This window comes from Ectothiorhodospira sp. 9100 (genome assembly GCF_022227565.1).
In the GTDB taxonomy this organism is placed as follows: domain Bacteria; phylum Pseudomonadota; class Gammaproteobacteria; order Ectothiorhodospirales; family Ectothiorhodospiraceae; genus Ectothiorhodospira; species Ectothiorhodospira marina.
On record NZ_JAJNAN010000092.1, the window covers coordinates 1 to 3,494 of the forward strand.

The 3,494-nt window shown below is 59.7% G+C and carries 5 protein-coding genes and 1 pseudogene; 2 read left to right on the forward strand and 4 right to left on the reverse strand.

Going from position 1 to position 3,494, the window contains the following annotated elements; all coding sequences use genetic code 11:
- Together LPW29_RS15825 and LPW29_RS14915 are read right to left on the reverse strand one after the other, a co-directional pair.
- Positions 1–81 (reverse strand): hypothetical protein (locus LPW29_RS15825; RefSeq protein ID WP_443112359.1); only part of this gene is annotated, 81 nt, incomplete at its 3' end.
- Between the two features lie 213 nt (positions 82–294).
- Positions 295–975, reverse strand: coding sequence for a hypothetical protein (locus tag LPW29_RS14915; protein WP_238628669.1), 681 nt, complete (start codon positions 973–975; stop codon positions 295–297).
- Positions 976–1,374: 399 nt separating this feature from the next.
- Between LPW29_RS14915 and LPW29_RS14920 the strand changes: the two genes are divergently transcribed.
- Positions 1,375–2,340: an Rpn family recombination-promoting nuclease/putative transposase gene (locus tag LPW29_RS14920; RefSeq protein WP_238628670.1), complete on the forward strand. Its 966-nt coding sequence runs from the start codon at positions 1,375–1,377 to the stop codon at positions 2,338–2,340.
- 332 nt (positions 2,341–2,672) lie between these two features.
- Complete coding sequence (locus LPW29_RS14925) at positions 2,673–2,813, forward strand: Rpn family recombination-promoting nuclease/putative transposase (RefSeq protein ID WP_238628671.1); 141 nt, start codon at positions 2,673–2,675, stop codon at positions 2,811–2,813.
- A gap of 69 nt (positions 2,814–2,882) precedes the next feature.
- On the opposite strand, the pseudogene LPW29_RS15830 reads toward LPW29_RS14925, so the two are convergent.
- Positions 2,883–2,990, reverse strand: a pseudogene (locus tag LPW29_RS15830) (type II toxin-antitoxin system mRNA interferase toxin, RelE/StbE family); the annotation flags it as partial.
- A 159-nt stretch (positions 2,991–3,149) separates the two neighbouring features.
- A complete protein-coding gene (locus tag LPW29_RS14935; RefSeq protein ID WP_025282793.1) occupies positions 3,150–3,416 on the reverse strand; it encodes a type II toxin-antitoxin system RelB/DinJ family antitoxin in 267 nt (88 codons plus the stop codon).
- Between the last annotated feature and the right edge of the window lie 78 nt (positions 3,417–3,494).

A 3,494-nucleotide genomic window follows, 5' to 3' on the forward strand; every position in this document is an offset into this window, starting at 1 on the left:
CATCTCGCGTACGTTACCGGGCCAGCTGTGGTGTTCGATGGCCTGGACGGCGTCCGGGGCGAAGCCCTTGATGGCACACACAAGGGACAGGCACTCTTGACCCTTTGCTCAGCCATTCGCCTACTGCCGCCCCGCCCAACGCCCCTCTTACGCCCTCCCTCAAGGCACCGGGCCCGAAAACCACCGTCAGCCGCTGATTTCCCCGAATATCTGGCTCCAGCACAGGAACGACGGGCAAGAGCCTTCCTCGGCATATCACCGCAGCACGGGAAAACCCTCTGAAGGATAGGCCAGTCAGGCCGCTGATCGTCGTTGCTGCCGGTGCAGGGCCTCAAACTGCGTACTCTGGGCCAGCCATTGATCCGGGGTGAGTCCCAGCCGCTGCAGGATCGGGGGCTGGGTGTCGGCAATGGCGCCCTTCTTTCTCGGGTCGATGGCCCGCCCCGTGTAGTCCACCAGGGACAGATAGTCCTCGAGGGCGAACGGGATGCCGGGCTGCTCGCGGTCTGCGAATGCACCTTCAAAAGGCAGCAATGGCTTCACCGGCACATCGAACCGCAGCAAGGCGTCCAGTTTCACCTGCTCGCGCACGGCCTGGGCCAGGTCGAACCGGGGCGTAATGCGTTCCTTGATGCTGGTGTGTTCTGAAGTCTCCGGCGTGTCTGCCATCCCGGCCCGCACCGGGTTGAGATCCACATAGGCCATGCAACTGAGCAGGGCGGCTTCGGTGCTCAGGGCCTGAGACTTGAAGCGGGCCTCCCAGAAGTGCCCGGTACAGCCATCCTCCAGATTGGCCTGCCGGGCGATGGGCTCATTCAGACACTTCATGAACCAGCTCAGGCTGGCCAGCCGCTGCCGGTAGCATTGGGCGAATTCCGCCACTTGGGCCAGCTCGTAGCTTTCCTGCGGACCTCCGGCCAGATATCGCTGGACCAGCAGTGGGCCCTTGAACAGACAACTCCAGCGCCGCAGCACGTCGTCATCGGACCAACGCTCCGCTTGTGTGTCGGCTCCAGCTTGACGACGACATGATAATGGTTGGACATGACCGCATAGGCGGCCACGTCCACGGCGAACAGGGAGGCCAGCAGCCGCATACGATCCTCGATCCACTGCCGCCGGTGTTCAAAGCTTTTGCCAGTGAGATGATCCTGCCCGCAGAGGAAGGTGCGCCGCACACAGCGCGAGATGATGTGGTAGTAGGGCGTATCGGTGAGCGAAATCTGTTCACAGCGGGGGCGCGGCATGGTTCCCTCCAGAGGTTGCCAGCCATGTCCGTGGCCAGCTTGGTGACAGGTTACCGCAAGGGTGGAGGTCGGCCAAGCTGGGGGCGAATATGGCACACTGTGGTTCGATCTCCTGCCAGAACGCCGCATGAGCAACCACCACGACACAGGCTACAAGGAACTGTTCAGCTACCCGGAGTTGGTCCGCCAGCTCATCGAGGGCTTTGCGCCGCCGGAAGTGGCGGCGATGATGGACTTTTCCACCCTCACCGATCACAGCGGGAACTACATCACGCCGCTGTTTGGCGAGAAGTTCGAGGATAAGGTCTGGTCGGTGGAGGTGAAATGGGATGGCACCACGCAGCGGGTGTTCGTGTATCTGCTGCTGGAGTTTCAGTCCACGGTGGACCACCGCCTGCCGATCCGGATGCTGCACTATGTGGCCTGCTTCTACGACCATCTGATCAAGACCCATGTGACAACAGCCCGCAAGGGTATGCCGCCCATCTTCCCGGTGGTGCTGTACAACGGCTCGAAACGGTGGACGGCGCGGGAGGACATCTATCGGATGATCCGGCCGGAACCGCCTGGGTTCATGCGGGTGTATCAGCCCCACCTGCGCTACTATCTGGTGAACGAATCGGCCTTCAGCGAGGAAGAACTGGCGGAGCGGGACACGCCGCTGAGCGGGATTTTCGAGGTGGAGAAGGCGTCAAAGGATGTGGATGCCTTGCAGGGCGCAGTGCAGCGCTTGGCAGCGCGCATCCGGGCACATCCGCAGAAGGCCCGTCTGGACGAGGTGATCACCCGCTGGCTCAAACGTCACCTCAGACGGCTGGGCGCCGAGGCAGAGAAGGCGCTGGAACAGGTCAACAGTTTGGTGGAGGACAATGCGATGCTGGCGGAAAATCTTCAGAACTGGGCGGAGAAGGAACGGCAGAAGGGCGAGGTGATCGGCTTGCAGAAGGGCGAGCAAATCGGCTTACAGAAAGGCCAGCGTCTGGCTGCCATTAACCTGTTCAAGCTGGGCCTGCTTGACGACCAGCAGATCGCCGAGACTACGGGCCTATCCCTGGATGAGGTGAAGGCTCTGCGATCAGATCAGCCCCACTGAGGAGTGGGGTAAGTCAGGGTAAGGAACAGACACCCGGATTCTTGGGTGTCGCTGCCCCAAAAAAGAAAGGCCCCGCTACAGTCCATGTGGCGGGGCCCGGTGTCGCGCGGCAATGATCCATCCAATGGACCTTCCGTGATTGACTGCCTTTCATCCCTGACTGCCTTCAATGGCGACTCCGAACATTCTCCACAGTTTTAGAAAGGGCACAACTCCAATCACTGAAAATGTGAATCAGTTCAACCTGCCGGCAGGTTATCGCCACGGAGGGGATCGGCCGGGCTGGAAGCGAATATAGGGCACTGTGGCTCGATCTCCTGCCATGACCCAGCATGAGCAACCACCACGATACGGACTACAAGGAACTGTTCAGCTACCCGGAACTGGTGCGCCAGATCATTGAGGGTTTTGCGCCGCCGGAGGTGGCGGCCAAGGAAGGGGACGGGCACTCTTGCCCCGCAGTCCGGCGCTGACCATGCGGTATCTGGGGATCACCCTGAAGGAGGTGCATGCACTGGCGAATGAGTTCTGTTTGTGATCGATCAGCCGAAAAGTTTGCTGTGCGAGCCGAGCCGTGCCAATCGGAGGGTGTTGGGGTCAGATTTGCGGTAAATCAGCAGCAGATCAGGCTTGATGTGGCATTCCCGGTAGCCTGCCCAATCACCCGAAAGGTCATGATCACGGTAGCGAACATCTAAAGCCTGATCGGTCCCAGTGCGATCAACACCGGTTTGAGTTCATCGTCCAGCGTGGTCCGGTGCCTGCCTTTGGCCTCTCGCTTGTAGTCGCGCTTGAAAGCGGATGAACGATCAATCGTCCTCATGCAAATCCGCCATCAGATCGTCCACGCTGGTGAACTTCTTGCCTTTCCCAGCTTCCAGTTCGGTAATGGCCTTCTTCGTCGTGGAGTTGGGCACCTTCACATCGAAGGGCAAACGGCGCTCATCAGCTATGCGCAACATCAGCAAACGAATAGCGTCCGAAACGGACAACCCCATTGCCTCTAGTGCATCAGCGGCGCGTTCCTTGGTCCGAGTATCGATGCGAGCACGGACGTAGGTATCAGCGGTTTTCATCGGCAATTCTCCGAGGAGATTATTATGTAGTCACATGAAGACTACATTATAAGGCTATCATCGCAAGAATTCACCTTA

What these genes read in the sequence shown, in the direction of transcription:
- LPW29_RS14920 (WP_238628670.1), top strand. Translation starts at nt 1,375, where the DNA reads ATGAGCAACCACCACGACACAGGCTACAAGGAACTGTTCAGCTACCCG.
- LPW29_RS14925 (WP_238628671.1), top strand. Translation starts at nt 2,673, where the DNA reads ATGAGCAACCACCACGATACGGACTACAAGGAACTGTTCAGCTACCCG.
- LPW29_RS14935 (WP_025282793.1), bottom strand. Translation starts at nt 3,416, where the DNA reads ATGAAAACCGCTGATACCTACGTCCGTGCTCGCATCGATACTCGGACC.